This is a genomic window from Paenibacillus sp. FSL H8-0283, from assembly GCF_045040675.1.
Classification (GTDB): Bacteria; Bacillota; Bacilli; order Paenibacillales; family Paenibacillaceae; genus Paenibacillus; species Paenibacillus amylolyticus.
Genome location: NZ_CP150295.1, coordinates 5530818 through 5546165, shown reverse-complemented (window position 1 = coordinate 5546165; position 15348 = coordinate 5530818). Strand labels below are relative to the sequence as shown.

The following is a 15348-nucleotide window of genomic DNA, read 5'->3' as shown; positions in this document are numbered from 1 at the left end:
TATATAGCAAGGTTTTTCAAAAGGTGGCATGCTCCTCTCATTCAAGGCATATAGATGGGGTAACGAAGGATTTGGACCATGGATCAGTCCCATGAGAAGGATCATGGTGAACATATGCCGAAAGGAGGACGCCACCTTTGTTGAATCAACCTTATGGTTTACGGTTCGATATTTATGAGCGCGTTCATTTGTCTGAGGGAGTCCCTGCGATTGAGGAACTGGAGGAGATTGAACTATACCCGCGCATTCAAGTCATAGGGCAGGATGATCATGCCACGTTAAGAGGACATCTTTTACTTACAGGTGCGTACAGAGGAGAGAATGAGGCTTCAGAGGAGCTCAAACATTTCATTCCCGTGGAGATCACAGTGCCGCTGAACCGGGTCAGATCGATTGAGGATATTTCCATCGAGATCGAAAATTTTGACGTGGATCTGTTATCCAATCGCAGTCTGAACATTACAGGCGTGTTGTCGCTACGAGGTATCGAAGGTTTTCCTGTTGAAGAGCCACAAGTGTGGTCAGCAGATGAGTTTACAGTTGTTCATTCACCTGATGCTCAGCAATCCAACCGTTCCGATGAAGCAGCACAGGCAGGTAGCGATCCCAACACATTTGCACAAGAGTACCTGCTCCAGCGGAGTGAGGAAGAGAGACTTACGAATGCAGCAGAACTTGCATATGGTGCTCCGGAATTCGCTGACCTGTCCACACGGGAAGAGACATTAAGGAATAGCGAAGAATGGCAGCAGGATTATGCGAATGCGTCATCCGCAGAGCCACTTCAATCTGAGGAGCTAAGTGCGGAGTACGTTAACGAAAACAGACAACCTGATGCAAATGAAGATCCCGCATCTCTGACAGCGAATGGAGATGAATTGGCATCTCATGAGCAATACAGCGAACCTTCTCCGATCTCGTCATTTATGGCTGAGACCGCAGATCGATTAGCTTCTTACCCTGAGTCGGAACCATTGTTGCCTCTGGAAGATGAGTCTTCGGGTTGGTCCGAGCCTTCCGTGGATGCATTGCCTGCGAACTCGAGAAGTGCAGATCAAGCAGTCTCAGAGCCTACTGCTCAATCATCTAATGAGTTGGCATCACCGGATGTACCGGACGCACCAGAGGTATGGCACTTCGAATCCGCGAGATCTGTACCTCAGCAGGAGAATCAGGCAGTTGCCGATGTCCCGGGCGAATCACAGGCGGAGAACTGGCAAGGTGTATTTGCTTCGTCCGAACCAGGCAACGCTGAGGAAGACCGGCCGTCTTTTGAAGCGACTGGGGTAGACGAGTTCGTACAGAACGAAGCATTTGTTCCTGAACCTGTGGCTGAGACGGAAGACAAGCCGGAGCTGAAGGTTGCTTTTGGCAGCAAAAAAGAATCCGCACCACGGCAAGAAGAGGGCGTAGGTATCTCTTCTTTGTTATCCTCCGGTAGAGCGGCACGCGATGCTGAAGTGGAGCGAGGCGATGAGGTTCCTGCGGGTGTGGTACAGGAAGAAACGTATCCAGCTGATGATGTGGAATGGAAGAACCTGTTCCTGGGAACGATCGTGGACCAGACCCCGTTCCGCAAGGTGAAACTTTGCATCGTTCAGCGAGAAGATACACTGGATGCTATTGCAGATCGATATCAATTGAGCACGAGGGAACTTCAGTTGTATAACCGATTATCTGAGCAGGTTGTGGAAGAAGGTCAGATATTGTACATCCCTTAATCCGTAGTTAAAGCCTTCGTTACGACCCGTGATCCCCTTGAGGATTGCGGGTTTTTGCATGATTCGTCCTAAACCTGCATTCCAGCGCTCTTTATCCGCTGTTGTCAGGTTGACTATCGCGCACGAGCAAGGTATGATGTGTGTAGGTTTTTTGAAGAACAACGTGGAACGGGAGTAGTAGACAGTATGACCTTTCAGAGAGTGGAATTGCAGCGCTGTGAGATTCCGCAGGAACCAACTGATCGAAGTCGCCCGGGAGTTGCCTGTTTGAATACAAGGGATGAATGAGATCTATCGTCATTTATTACTGAGGTAGGATGGGCCGGTAGCAGCCGTTATCTGCTTGAAGTGTCACGTCATGTACAGAGGGTGAAGTCTATCTTGCTGTAGGCGTGAAACAAAGGTGGTACCGCGAAAGCTAACCTTTCGTCCTTTGATGGATGAAAGGTTTTTTTTGTTTTTTTTGGCGAAGATGATGAAGTAACGGAGGAATGACACATGTCTGAGGAAAAAAAATCAGCTGCAACAGAAATGCCGACCACTTACGATCCTAAGGCGGCAGAGGATAAATGGTACTCCACCTGGATGGAGCGTGGATATTTCAAAGCCGGTCAACGTAAAGATGCCGAGCCGTATACGATTGTAATTCCACCCCCAAATGTGACCGGGATGCTGCACATTGGGCATGCGCTTGATTTTACACTGCAGGATATTCTGATCCGCACCAAACGGATGCAAGGTTATGACGCACTGTGGCTTCCGGGTTCCGACCATGCAGGTATTGCTACCCAAACCAAAGTGGAGCAGAAGCTGCGTGAAGAAGGTCTGACTCGTTATGATCTGGGACGTGAGAAGTTTCTGGAGAAGGTATGGGACTGGAAAGATCAATATGCCACTACCATTCGTCAGCAATGGGGCAAAATGGGATTGTCGCTTGATTACTCACGTGAACGTTTTACGCTGGATGAAGGTCTGTCCCAAGCGGTTCGTAAAGTATTTGTTCAACTGTATGAAAAAGGCCTTATTTACCGAGGCAAACGTATCATTAACTGGGACCCGGTGAACCGGACAGCTCTGTCCGACATTGAGGTTGAATATAAAGAGGTTCAGGGTCACCTGTACCATCTGCGGTACCCGCTCAAAGACGGAAGTGGCTACGTTACAGTGGCAACAACGCGTCCTGAAACGATGCTGGGTGATACAGCGGTTGCTGTTCATCCGAAGGATGAGCGTTATGCAGATATGATTGGTAAAGTACTTGTACTGCCTATCATTGGACGCGAAATTCCAATTATCGCTGATGATTATGTGGATAAAGAGTTTGGAAGTGGTGCAGTTAAAATCACACCTGCGCATGATCCAAATGACTTTGAAGTAGGTCTTCGTCATGATCTGCCTCAGATTACGGTAATGGATGAGAGCGGCACAATGAATGCTGAGGCAGGCAAGTATCAGGGACTGGATCGCAGTGACTGCCGCAAGCAGATTGTTGCTGACTTGAAAGAGCAGGGCGTATTGATCAACATTGAGGATCACACGCATCAGGTTGGACACAGTGAACGTACCGGAGCTGTTGTTGAGCCGTATCTGTCTACACAGTGGTTCGTTGAGATGAAGCCACTTGCAGAGAGAGCGATTAAGAAACAACAGAGCGGCGAAGGGGTTAATTTTGTTCCAGATCGTTTTGAGAAAACCTATCTGAACTGGATCGAGAACGTTCGTGACTGGTGTATTTCCCGTCAACTGTGGTGGGGACATCGTATTCCTGCCTGGTATGATGAAGAAACGGGTGAAATCATCGTATCTGCTGAAGATCCAACAACGCTGCCAGAGTATGCTGGACGCAAGCTCAGACAGGACGAAGACGTACTCGATACTTGGTTTAGCTCCGGCTTATGGCCATTCTCCACACTAGGCTGGCCGGAAGATACGGAAGACCTGAAACGTTATTATCCGACAAGTGTACTTGTGACAGGGTATGACATCATATATTTCTGGGTTGCACGTATGATTTTCACTGCATTGGAATTCACCGATGAGATTCCGTTCAAGGATGTGCTGATGCATGGTCTTGTCCGTGATGCAGATGGACGTAAAATGTCCAAATCACTGGGTAACGGTGTAGATCCGCTGGATGTGATTGAGAAATACGGCGCAGATGCAATGCGTTACATGATCTCAACCAGCAGCACGCCAGGTCAGGATCTGCGTTTCCGTTGGGAACGGGTGGAACAGGCTCGTAATTTCGCCAACAAGATCTGGAATGCTTCGCGCTTTGCATTGATGAATCTGGAAGGATTCACCTATGAGGAACGTGACATCAGCGGAGAGCTCGGTACAGCGGATTATTGGATTTTGCACCGTCTTAACGAAACTTCCCGCGATATTACGCGTCTAATCGAAGCGTATGAATTTGGGGAAACGGGTCGTGTGTTATATAACTTTATCTGGGATGACCTGTGTGACTGGTACATCGAGTTTGCTAAGCTGTCCTTCTATGGGGAAGATCCGGTTGCCAAGAAGAAAACGCAATCCGTGCTTGCTTATGTGCTGGATCAGACCATGCGCCTGATTCATCCGTTTATGCCATACATCTCGGAAGAGATCTGGCAGCATCTGCCGCATGAAGGTGAGACGATTACGCTGGCATCATGGCCGGTATATGATCCTGCTCTTGAGAACCCAGAGGCTGTTGCCGAGATGAACCTGCTCATGGATACCATTCGTGCAGTTCGAAACATTCGTGCAGAAGTTAACGTGCCGATGAGCAAAAAGATCGAGTTGATGGTCAAAGCAAACAGTCCTGAGACGTCCAGCATCATTGAGCGTAACAGTCACTACATCAAACGTTTCTGTAATACGTCCGAGTTCGATAGTGGGCTGGATTTAAACTCACCGGATAAGGCAATGACTGCGATCATTACGGGGGCAGAACTATACTTGCCGCTCGCAGGTCTTATTGATATCGAGCAGGAAGTGGCACGTTTGGAGAAAGAGTTGGAGAACCTTGAGGGCGAAGTTCTCCGTGTAGAGAAAAAGCTGGCGAACGAAGGCTTTGTAGCCAAAGCTCCTGCCAAAGTTATTGAGGAAGAGCGCGCCAAGCAAGCAGATTATTCCGATAAACGGGATAAAGTGATTGCACGAATCAAGGAACTTAAAGGTTAATATATGTGGGTCGGATGGAGAGCCATTATGCCATCCGGCCGCTTTTTCACTCAAACTCGGGACCGAAGGTGAATCAGATGACGGAATTAGACGGGACAGATGCAGCAGCTCCTTTACTTACGTACAACGAGGCCGTGGACTGGATCAATGGCCTTATTCCTTTTGGCATCCGACCTGGATTGGAACGAATCGAGAGTCTGATGTCCATGTTAGGCAATCCACACCAACGTCTCAAATTTATTCATGTCGCGGGAACGAACGGCAAAGGTTCGACTTGCGCTTTTTTGACGTCAGTGCTTCTTCAGGCTGGATATGATGTGGGTACCTTTACGTCGCCTTATATCACCAAGTTTACAAACCGTTTTCAATACAACGGTGAGGATATTCCTGAAGAAATCCTGCTTAAGCTCTCGAACCGATTACATCCACTGGTCATGGAAATGGCCTCCACTCCGCTTGGATCACCCACAATGTTTGAGGTGTCCACGGCTCTGGCGCTTCTGTACTATGCAGAGGAGTGTTACCCTGACGTTGTGGTATGGGAGACGGGGCTAGGGGGAAGGATGGACGTAACGAATATTGTCGCACCTGTTGTGTCCGTCATCACCAACATTGGTATGGATCATACGGATGTGCTTGGAGATACGATTGAGCAGATTGCTGGAGAAAAGGCAGGTATTATCAAGCCGGGAGTACCCGTTGTGACTTGCGCGACTCAACCCGAAGCTGTGAAGGTGATTCAGGAGAAAGCACAGCAGCTTCAATCAAGCGTGTATTTGGCTGGAGATCAATTCTCATATCATAGACTGGACAGCAATGAGAACGGACAATCTTTTCATTTTACAGGCCCGTTCCGTGATCTGGACGTTCGCATACGCATGCAGGGTTCACATCAATGTGACAATGCAGCGGCCGCACTTATGGTGCTTGAATTGCTTAGACAATACATGGCATTTATGCTGGATGACAACGATATTGCACTTGGACTGGAGAATGCTTTCTGGGCAGGAAGATTCGAAAAAGTCGTCGATGAACCCCGAATTGTGCTTGATGGAGCACATAATCCGGAAGGGGCAGAGTCACTGGCCAAGAGCATTATGGATGTCTATCCGCACAACAAGTTAATTTTGATGATGGGTATGTTGGCAAATAAGCATCACGAAGCGTATTTGCAGCATATACTGCCACTAGTGGATACGCTGATCCTGACCGAGCCAGATTTCCGACGCAAAATGGATGCAGCCGAATTGCTGCAGATTGTCGAACGGGTACGTCCCGCCATTGCGAAGCAGGAACTGGAAATCATCGTCGAGCCCGAATGGGCAAAGGCACTTGATCTATTGAAGTCACGGACGGAAGCGGAAGATCTGGGGGTGGTCTCCGGCACACTGTACCTGATTGCGGATGTGCGGGCAGCCCTTTTGCATCAAACCGATTCTGAAAAAGGTTGGTGAAAGTTTTGTTAAATACATCGGAACACGTTCATTTTATAGGGATTGGCGGATATGGCATGAGTGCCATCGCAAGAGTTATGTTGGAAATGGGATACACCGTTACCGGATCGGATGTCGCTTCACAGGAGTTGACCGAGAAGTTGGCAGCCAAGGGAGCGAAAATATATATTGGACATACGGCAGAGCACGTCACTGGAGCAGATCTTGTTGTCTACTCTACAGCAGCGCCTGCTGATAATGTGGAACGGGTAGCAGCTGCAGAGCTGAACATTCCGATTCTGCATCGTTCCCAGATGCTTGCACGTTTGTTGAACGAACGTAAAGGTGTGGCTGTAGCTGGGGCTCATGGTAAAACAACCACTTCATCCATGATTGCACTTGTTATGGATAAATGTGATACAGATCCGACATACATTATTGGCGGAGAAATCATGAATGTGGGTACCAACGCGAAGGCCGGTCAAGGCGACTGGGTAGTCGCTGAAGCGGACGAGAGCGATGGTTCATTTTTGCAGTACCATCCATGGCTCGGTATTGTAACCAATATTGAGGCAGATCATCTGGAGAATTACAACAGTGATTTTGAGGAGCTCAAAAGGGCTTATGTGCAGTTCCTGAGCCAGATTCGTCCGGAAGGAACAGCGATTGTGTGTTCTGACGACGAGAATGTTCAAGCGATTTTGCCAGAACTCAAGTCACGGATTACAACCTATGGTATTGATCGTGCTGCAGATTATACGGCAACGGATATTGTATTGGGCGATCGCCGTATCTCCTTTACGATGAATCATCAGGGTGCTGCTATGGGCACGGTGGAATTATCAGTGCCGGGTAAGCATAACGTTTATAATGCGATGGCTACTGTGATTACCTGTCTGGAAGCAGGCATTCCATTTGAGAAGATTGTGGCAGCTATCATCCAGTTCCATGGAGCCAAACGCAGATTCCAGGTATTGGGCGAGGCGCGCGATATGCTGATCATCGATGATTATGCTCATCACCCGACTGAGATTGAAGCTACAATTAGTGCCGCCAAAGCAACGGGCAAACGCATTATTGCGGTATTCCAGCCACAGCGTTATACGCGGACGTTCTTCCTGCTGGATGCGTTCAGTCGTGCTTTCGCGGAAGCGGATGAGGTGCTTATTACGGACATCTATTCTCCTGCGGGCGAAAAACAGATCGAAGGGGTAACCTCAGCCCGACTGGTTGAACTGATCGTTCAAAACAGTAATGCTTCTGCACGTTACCTTCCTACAAAAGAAGAAGTGGTAGCTGATCTGCAACATCGTCTGCAGCCAGGAGATCTTGTGATTACGATGGGCGCAGGTGATATTTGGAAAGTCGGCGATACACTTGCCAAAGGTTTGAAATAGATCAATTGAGAAATCGCCTGTCTTCGATACGAAGCAGGCGTTTTTTGCGTTATATGGAATGTATTCTCCAGTCTCTGCATATAGCTTATATAAATGGGACAAAGGAGAGGGTACGGGTGAGCAATGCTAGAATGACGTTTCGCTTCGGGGATCATGAGTCGGACAAGCCTGAAAACAAGAGGATATCTGCGTCCAGTCCATTGGTGACGTTAAGTGAAGAATTACCGCATAATCAACCGCTAACGCCTAAGATGGATACAACCCCATCATGGACGCCTGAGGATATCCCCGGAGACTGGGGAGAGACGGTGCTGACAAGCTCTACTGTACCTGAACCTGACGAACGGGTGAGTCATGATTCGAACTTGAACTTGGATGAGGCCCATTATTTTGGGAACCGTTCCGGTTACGGTTATGTTAATCACACCGATAATCCGGAGGAAGAGCGTCGTGATCTGCCCAATATCCATGATGATCAAGGCCACGACTGGCTTGCAGATTCGGAGAACTATTCCTATAAACGCAATCGCCCTCCAAGGGGATGGAAAATGATTGGTTCTGTCACTGGGGCACTTGTTACCGGAGCGCTTTTTGGTATGGTTATTCTTTCGTTTTTTAATAAAGAAGGAGCCGCGAAGCCAGGCGATCTTCTGCCCGTCAATCAGGCAGTTTCTACTGTGACGGGTCAGGAGGGGACTGCAGGTACAGAACAGCAACTTCAGACAGCTACGACTGGCAGCACGTATTATGCACTTCAATACGGTGTATTCAGTTCTCCTGAACGTGCTGAGCAGGCCAAGCTTGAGCTCGCTCAGGCAGGTATAGCCGCAGGTTCTGATCCTGAAGACGGCAATCGAGTATATGCAGGCATTTCGGCTGATCGTGAAGAGGCCAAGCTACTTAGCTCCAGGCTAAAAGCCCAGGGAGTTGAACTGTATGTCAAGGAGATTGTGAACCCTGAGATCAATCCGGCTATATTCGGTGGCAAACAAGAGGATGTGCAGCTTTTCTTCACAAACAGTTCTGCACTGGTGGAACAATTATCTACCTTGTCCATTCAGCAGCTGGGACAGTCTGTTCCGGCAGCAGTTTCTACAGAAACGATGACCGCGATTCAAAATAAGCACGAGTCATGGCTGACGGGATTGAATAGTCTTACACCTGGCCTGACCGCAGATGTACAACCTATTATTGGTGGAATGGAGAAATCAATGAACAGTGCAATTACGGCTATAGCGGAGTACAACAAAAACCCGGATGATGTACACATGTGGTCCGTGCAGTCCGATCTGATGGAATATGTACTACAGCAGAAAAAATGGCTCGAAGCGATAAAGCAGTAACATGCTCTTTCCCATAACAACGCTTGGAAATACCCATCCGGCAAGGAACTGGAAATAGTTCCCCTTGCCGGATTTGTGTTTGTATTGACGTACAAAACCCCGTATAATAATGTGGGTGTCAAAAAATGGCGAGGGAAGATTACCGATGAAAAAAAACTTCGGCATGTTATTGCTGTTTCTGCTGCTCGGCTGGATGGCCGGAGCGTGGATCGCCAAGGCACTGCAGCCTGTAAAGGCAGTAGCCTTTCTTACGAAAGCCACGACCATACGTTGGTCGCCACAGGCTGATCTGGATATTATCAGTTATGATATTTCACTTCAATTTCAAATGAGCCTTCTGAGTCTGATCGGTATGATTGCCGCTGTGTGGCTTTATCGCAGACTGTAGGAGAATGACGAGTTATGACGAAAAAAATTAAACCAGTGACATCTATTATCGTGATTCGGACAGGATGTTGCCGTGGCATAAGGAGCCGTTCATTTTGGATAACACACAACAGCGCCCTATTATTCTGGCCTCCACATCGCCTCGGCGCAAAGAACTGATCGCATCACTCCACCTAGCGTTTGATGTAGTACCAAGTCATGCCAATGAAGATACACCACCAGAGTGGACACCTGAACAGACGGTACAGGAACTTGCTTTGCGCAAGGCGCTTGCCGTGTATCGTGGGCTTGAAGGCCGCGAGCAGGAAGCCATTATTGTTGGTAGTGACACCGTTGTTGTTCTGGATGGTGAGATTCTAGGCAAACCCTTAGACGAAGCGGATGCTGAACGTATGTTATCAAGGCTGCAGGGCCGCGTACATCGGGTGTTCACGGGTGTCGCTTGTATTGATGCGGGCAATGGACAGTCGTTAGTTCATTACCGCCAGACCGATGTAACGATGAAAGAGCTGTCGGATGCGACCATCCGTGCTTATGTGCAGACAGGTGAGCCTTCAGATAAGGCGGGATCATATGCCATTCAGGGCATTGGTGCTTCACTGATCGACCGCATTGAAGGATGTTATTTTAATGTGGTTGGCTTGCCGCTATCTTTGCTAAGTGATATGTTGGACGGGTTCGGCGTACATGTGTTGCCACGAACATGAATGAAGCCAAATGTTGTGAAATGAAAAGAGGGAACATATGGAGTCGCCTCAATACATGATGCGCGACATCCCCCAGGAAGAACGCCCGAGAGAACGCATGATGGAATACGGGGCGGGCGCCTTAAGCCATGCTGAATTGCTGGCAATTTTACTTCGAACAGGCACAAGACAGGAATCCGCGGTGCATATGGCACAGCGGATTCTGGCCGAAGCGGGTGGCATTCGCTCGTTGATGGATTTGAGTCTGGAAGAACTGACCGCGATGAAAGGGATCGGCAATGCCAAGGCTGTGCAATTGAAAGCTGGCATTGAGCTGGGTCATCGGATTGCCAAGAGCAGACTCACACAGTCGACTTCAATTCGTACACCGCGTGATGCAGCTGATATCCTGATGGAACAATTGCGTTACTTGCAAAAAGAACATTTTGTGTGTCTCTTTCTGAATAGCAAAAATCATATTATTGCCCAGGAAACACTCTCCATGGGCAGCCTTAACGCTTCGATTGTACATCCACGTGAAGTGTTCCGGGCTGCCATCAAATGTAGCAGCGCATCGATTGTGTGCGCACACAACCATCCGAGTGGTGATCCTACGCCCAGTCCGGAGGATATCCAAATAACCAAGAGACTGATTGAAGCAGGCGCTATTGTTGGCATTGATGTGCTTGATCATATTATTATCGGAGATGGAACGTACGTAAGTTTGAAGGAGAAGGGCTTAGTATAATATAATGGTTGGCGTTGATGTTTTCCTATGAATGTTAACGGCGTTGTCCGTAAAAGATAGGTTCACTTTACAAATGCAAAAAAACAAATGCGAATATTAGCTCCACGTATTGCGTGGGAATAAAATTATTACGCTCTGGATCAGAATGGAGCGGCTATATGAGGCAGAAAAGGAGATTATGTTATGTTTGGTGGTTTTACGAAAGATTTGGGTATTGACTTGGGGACAGCAAATACGTTGGTTTATGTACGAGGAAAAGGAATTGTGGTGCGAGAACCTTCGGTTGTCGCTATACGGACAGATACAAATAGCATCGAGGCAGTAGGTGAAGCCGCCAAAAAAATGATTGGACGTACACCAGGTAACATTCGTGCCATTCGTCCAATGAAAGATGGCGTTATTGCCGATTTTGATACAACAGCAACGATGATCAAATATTTCATCCGTGAGGCGCAGAAACAGCGCTCCATGTTCCAGCGTCATCCAAACGTGATGGTATGTGTACCATCCGGGATCACAGCAGTAGAACAACGTGCGGTTGAAGATGCAACCAAACAGGCTGGAGCACGTGAAGCCTATACGATTGAAGAGCCTTTTGCTGCTGCAATCGGTGCAGATCTGCCTGTATGGGAACCAACGGGTAGTATGGTTGTCGATATTGGTGGCGGTACAACGGAAGTGGCTGTTATCTCTCTTGGTGGTATTGTAACGAGCCGTTCGGTTCGTGTAGCAGGTGACGAGATGGATGAATCCGTTATCCAGTACATCAAACGCCAATACAATCTGATGATCGGTGAGCGTACATCGGAGCAATTGAAGATGGACATCGGATCGGCTATGCCATTGGAACAAGTAGAAACGATGGAAATTCGTGGACGTGACCTTGTAACAGGTCTGCCGAAGACCATTACGATTACTTCGGACGAGATCAGTGAAGCGCTGGCTGATACCGTGAATGCAATTGTTGAAGCGGTAAAAGTAACACTGGAAAAATGCCCGCCTGAACTTGCTGCCGATATCATGGATCGGGGTATCGTTCTTACAGGTGGTGGGGCTTTGCTTCGCAACCTGGACAAGCTTCTCGCTGGTGAGACAGGAATGCCTGTCATTGTGGCTGAGAACCCGCTGGATTGTGTAGCAATCGGAACAGGTAAAGCGCTTGAGAATATTCATTTGTTCAAAAGCAGAAGCAGTTCGGCAGTTCGTTCCAAACGTTAATTGGTATTTCCCTAACTTGGCATAGCGACCAAGTGGCAAGATATCTTTATAGAGGACCCGGTTAACCCCGGGGATGAGCTATTACCCGCTTAACAGGGGAGGATCGGCTGATATTCTCGCAGGGACTACAGGTCTGACAGTCTCCCCGCCGGGCATGGCTCGGAAGAGAATATGGATGTTAGAGGGTGTTCGAACTGTTTAAACTGCTAGGCAACAAAAGACTTTTTGTTTTGCTGGTGGGCCTTGTTACATTTATCGCGTTAATGGGCTTTACGCTCAGTCCGCGAACCACTCTATCCTGGCCGGAGAAATTCCTGAAGGATTCAGTTGGATTTGTACAATACGTATTTTACAAGCCCGCTTCCTATGTAGCGGGCTTTTTCAAAGATGTAGCGAACATGCGTACGGTATATGATGAGAATGAAGAGCTTCGCATCGCGATGGGTCACTATACCCGGGATCGGCTGAAGTACAATGATATGGAGCAAGTGAATGAGCAACTTCAGAAAGCGCTCAATTTCACAGAAGAACAGAAGAATCGCTATAATTACGGTTCACGAATTGCTCAGGTTATCAGTGCTAATTCGGATCCAAACAGCAGAACCATTAACATTGATATCGGTGAAAATGCGGGAATCAAGCCGGGGATGGCCGTTACCTCCCAGGAAGGGCTGGTCGGCGTGATCAGTCATGTCAGCTCATATACATCAACGGTTAATCTGTTAACGTCCATGGACGCCAATGATCCGACATCCAATGCCATTGCAGCAACGGCAGTAGGTAAGGAGAAAGTATTTGGTATGATTGAGAGCTACGATCCGAAGACGGGCATGCTCAAGATGACCAAAATCTCAGAAGATTCTAATATCCAAAAGGATGATGAGATCATCTCCTCCGGAATTATTAACAATTTTCCGAAGTACATGCGGATTGGTAAAGTGAAGAGTGTCGAGAAAAGTGAGTATGGTTTAACGAAAACAGCTACAATTGAGCCATATGCAAGTTTCCTTGACTGGAAAGAGCTGATTGTCATTATCCCGCCTGAGGTAAAAGAATAATGGTAACGCGCAAGCAAGTTTTGTTCCTGTTACTATTCGTTTTGTTCATTGCGGAAGGTACTATTTTGCCGCTGCTCATCCCTTCTGGCTGGCACATGCGTATTTCTGCCAATCTGGTCTATATCGTAATTTTGTTTATCGCTGTATATCATCATCGTCACACGGCACTAGTACTCGGTATATTTTTTGGACTATTGCATGACGTTGTATTCTACGGCGAGATGATTGGACCTTATGGATTCTCGATGGGATTATCGGCATATATGATGGGACTCATTTTTCAAGCACCGCGTGCGCCACTGCCGGTTATGGTATCGGTTGTCATTTTGGGAAGTCTGCTTAATGACACCATGCTATTTTTCCTGTACAAGCTCTTCCAACTTAACCACGTGACCTTTGACTGGGCGTTGATTGAATACATGATTCCTAATTTGTTCATTCATTTTGTGTTTGCCTTGATCATTTATGTCCCGCTTCGGAAACAACTGGAGCGGATCGGCAAGAGACGGAGCAAGACAGAAGAAGCTTCCTAAATACATTTATGGAGCGCAAAGCAGGAACTTGGGGCCCCGGGCACGAAATGTAATGAGATGGGAGGGACAGGCTTATGACGGTAAAATCGAATCACGTAACGATTAAAGGCATCCGAGACGGCCTGGTTTTCCTGTTGGACGATCAATGTGAATTCGAGGAATTGCTCTATGAGCTCCGCTATAAGCTGGAACACAGCCATCAAAATATTTTGACCGGACCGATTGTTCATGTGGATATCAAGTTGGGTGCCCGCGAAGTGACAGAGGACCAGAAAGAAGCAATCCTCGATATATTGAAGCAAAAAGGGAATTTGCTTATTCGATCCATCGACTCACCTGCACTCCAACCGGAGGTTAAAGGACCACCGCCAATTGTAACCATGTGTGGTATGGTGCGTTCAGGTCAGGTGCTTCATCATGAAGGAAATCTCCTGTTTCTTGGGGATATCAATCCGGGGGGCACAGTGACGTGTACCGGAGATATATATGTGTTGGGTTCACTCCGAGGTATGGCTCATGCCGGAATTGGTGGGGACGAGGAAGCGATCATTGCCGCTTCGGTATTTGCACCGACGCAGCTGCGGATTGCGGATATCATCAGTCGTCCTCCCGATGAATGGGAGAGCCGAGAGACCGGAATGGAATTTGCTTACTTACAGGACAATCAGATGCAGATAGACAAAATGAGCAATATCGTTCGGTTACGCCGAGATTTTAATGTGTTTAAAGGAGTGTAGCTCATGGGAGAGGCGATCGTGATCACTTCGGGTAAAGGCGGCGTGGGTAAAACAACCACCTCGGCAAACATCGGGACAGCGCTGGCGCTGCTCGGCAAAAAGGTTTGTCTGGTAGATACCGATATCGGCCTTCGTAATTTGGATGTCGTGATGGGACTCGAAAACCGTATTATTTACGATCTGTGCGACGTTGCGGACGGCCGCTGCCGTCTGAATCAGGCTTTGGTCAAAGACAAGCGTTTCGAAGAATTATACATGTTGCCTGCGGCGCAGACGAGAGACAAAAACTCAGTGTCGCCAGAACAGGTCAGGGATATTATCCTTGAATTGAAAAAAGATTTTGAATACGTCATTATTGATTGCCCAGCCGGCATAGAGCAGGGTTTCAAAAATGCGGTAGCAGGAGCAGATCAGGCCATCGTGGTCACTACACCGGAAAATGCTGCAGTGCGTGATGCGGATCGTGTCATCGGCCTGCTGGAGAGTTCGCACATTCAATCACCAAAGCTGGTGGTGAATCGAATTCGCAATAATATGGTTAAATCGGGTGACATGTTAGATATCGATGGTATTTTACAAGTACTTAATATTGACCTGATTGGCATCGTGCCTGATGATGAACTGGTCATCAAAGCGGCCAATTCAGGAGAACCTACGGTCATGAATCCGGATTCACTTGCGGCAATTGCGTATCGCAACATTGCACGACGCATTCTGGGAGATACGGTCCCATTGATGCAGCTGGAGCAGAAAAAGGGTGCTTTTACTCGTTTCAAAAAGTTCTTGGGAATGGGTTAACTCATTTAAATGGACTTATTCATTATCTGATTACATGACAGCCGTGGCTTATAGCCCGGCTTTTTTTTGTTACCTGCGGGCAGGCTTGTTCATATTATCAACCACCTCTTCATAGGATGTAGTA

Annotated in this window: 13 protein-coding genes and 1 other annotated feature; all 13 genes read left to right on the top strand. The window is 47.8% G+C overall.

Annotation, left to right across the window (positions count from 1 at the left end):
- The first annotated feature begins 137 nt into the window (after positions 1–137).
- The 13 genes from MHI52_RS24490 (at position 138) to minD (ending at position 15224) form a co-directional block, all read left to right on the top strand.
- The gene (locus MHI52_RS24490) at positions 138–1721 is read left to right on the top strand and encodes a LysM peptidoglycan-binding domain-containing protein (protein WP_282320391.1); all 1584 of its coding nucleotides are present in this window, start codon (positions 138–140) and stop codon (positions 1719–1721) included.
- 155 nt (positions 1722–1876) lie between these two features.
- Positions 1877–2158, top strand: a binding site (T-box leader).
- A 61-nt stretch (positions 2159–2219) separates the two neighbouring features.
- Complete coding sequence (locus MHI52_RS24485) at positions 2220–4886, top strand: valine--tRNA ligase (protein WP_127548260.1); 2667 nt, start codon at positions 2220–2222, stop codon at positions 4884–4886.
- 77 nt (positions 4887–4963) lie between these two features.
- A complete protein-coding gene (locus MHI52_RS24480; RefSeq protein ID WP_036673600.1) occupies positions 4964–6340 on the top strand; it encodes a folylpolyglutamate synthase/dihydrofolate synthase family protein in 1377 nt (458 codons plus the stop codon).
- A gap of 56 nt (positions 6341–6396) precedes the next feature.
- On the top strand, positions 6397–7716 hold the full coding sequence (murC, locus tag MHI52_RS24475) for a UDP-N-acetylmuramate--L-alanine ligase (RefSeq protein WP_047841184.1): 1320 nt from the start codon (positions 6397–6399) through the stop codon (positions 7714–7716).
- Between the two features lie 116 nt (positions 7717–7832).
- On the top strand, positions 7833–9059 hold the full coding sequence (locus MHI52_RS24470; RefSeq protein WP_164783275.1) for an SPOR domain-containing protein: 1227 nt from the start codon (positions 7833–7835) through the stop codon (positions 9057–9059).
- A gap of 145 nt (positions 9060–9204) precedes the next feature.
- Positions 9205–9447: a DUF4321 domain-containing protein gene (locus MHI52_RS24465; RefSeq protein WP_047841183.1), complete on the top strand. Its 243-nt coding sequence runs from the start codon at positions 9205–9207 to the stop codon at positions 9445–9447.
- A gap of 94 nt (positions 9448–9541) precedes the next feature.
- Positions 9542–10153: a Maf family protein gene (locus tag MHI52_RS24460; RefSeq protein ID WP_405157805.1), complete on the top strand. Its 612-nt coding sequence runs from the start codon at positions 9542–9544 to the stop codon at positions 10151–10153.
- Between the two features lie 37 nt (positions 10154–10190).
- Complete coding sequence (radC, locus tag MHI52_RS24455) at positions 10191–10880, top strand: DNA repair protein RadC (protein WP_036673540.1); 690 nt, start codon at positions 10191–10193, stop codon at positions 10878–10880.
- Positions 10881–11063: 183 nt separating this feature from the next.
- Positions 11064–12098, top strand: a complete 1035-nt coding sequence (locus tag MHI52_RS24450) for a rod shape-determining protein (protein ID WP_017692612.1) — start codon at positions 11064–11066, stop codon at positions 12096–12098.
- 185 nt (positions 12099–12283) lie between these two features.
- Positions 12284–13156, top strand: coding sequence for a rod shape-determining protein MreC (gene mreC, locus MHI52_RS24445; protein ID WP_124117730.1), 873 nt, complete (start codon positions 12284–12286; stop codon positions 13154–13156).
- Positions 13156–13689 (top strand): rod shape-determining protein MreD, encoded by a 534-nt coding sequence (gene mreD, locus MHI52_RS24440; RefSeq protein WP_091037552.1) that lies wholly within the window; start codon positions 13156–13158, stop codon positions 13687–13689. Before mreC ends, mreD begins: the two co-directional genes overlap by 1 nt.
- A gap of 74 nt (positions 13690–13763) precedes the next feature.
- The gene (minC, locus tag MHI52_RS24435; protein WP_017692615.1) at positions 13764–14426 is read left to right on the top strand and encodes a septum site-determining protein MinC; all 663 of its coding nucleotides are present in this window, start codon (positions 13764–13766) and stop codon (positions 14424–14426) included.
- 3 nt (positions 14427–14429) lie between these two features.
- Positions 14430–15224 (top strand): septum site-determining protein MinD, encoded by a 795-nt coding sequence (minD, locus tag MHI52_RS24430; RefSeq protein ID WP_036605908.1) that lies wholly within the window; start codon positions 14430–14432, stop codon positions 15222–15224.
- The last annotated feature ends 124 nt before the right edge of the window (positions 15225–15348 follow it).

Bases quoted from the DNA above. Each gene is read 5' to 3' on its own strand.
- MHI52_RS24485 (WP_127548260.1), top strand. From the start codon at position 2,220: ATGTCTGAGGAAAAAAAATCAGCTGCAACAGAAATGCCGACCACTTAC.
- MHI52_RS24480 (WP_036673600.1), top strand. From the start codon at position 4,964: ATGACGGAATTAGACGGGACAGATGCAGCAGCTCCTTTACTTACGTAC.
- murC (WP_047841184.1), top strand. From the start codon at position 6,397: ATGAGTGCCATCGCAAGAGTTATGTTGGAAATGGGATACACCGTTACC.
- MHI52_RS24465 (WP_047841183.1), top strand. From the start codon at position 9,205: ATGAAAAAAAACTTCGGCATGTTATTGCTGTTTCTGCTGCTCGGCTGG.
- radC (WP_036673540.1), top strand. From the start codon at position 10,191: ATGGAGTCGCCTCAATACATGATGCGCGACATCCCCCAGGAAGAACGC.
- MHI52_RS24450 (WP_017692612.1), top strand. From the start codon at position 11,064: ATGTTTGGTGGTTTTACGAAAGATTTGGGTATTGACTTGGGGACAGCA.
- mreD (WP_091037552.1), top strand. From the start codon at position 13,156: ATGGTAACGCGCAAGCAAGTTTTGTTCCTGTTACTATTCGTTTTGTTC.
- minC (WP_017692615.1), top strand. From the start codon at position 13,764: ATGACGGTAAAATCGAATCACGTAACGATTAAAGGCATCCGAGACGGC.
- minD (WP_036605908.1), top strand. From the start codon at position 14,430: ATGGGAGAGGCGATCGTGATCACTTCGGGTAAAGGCGGCGTGGGTAAA.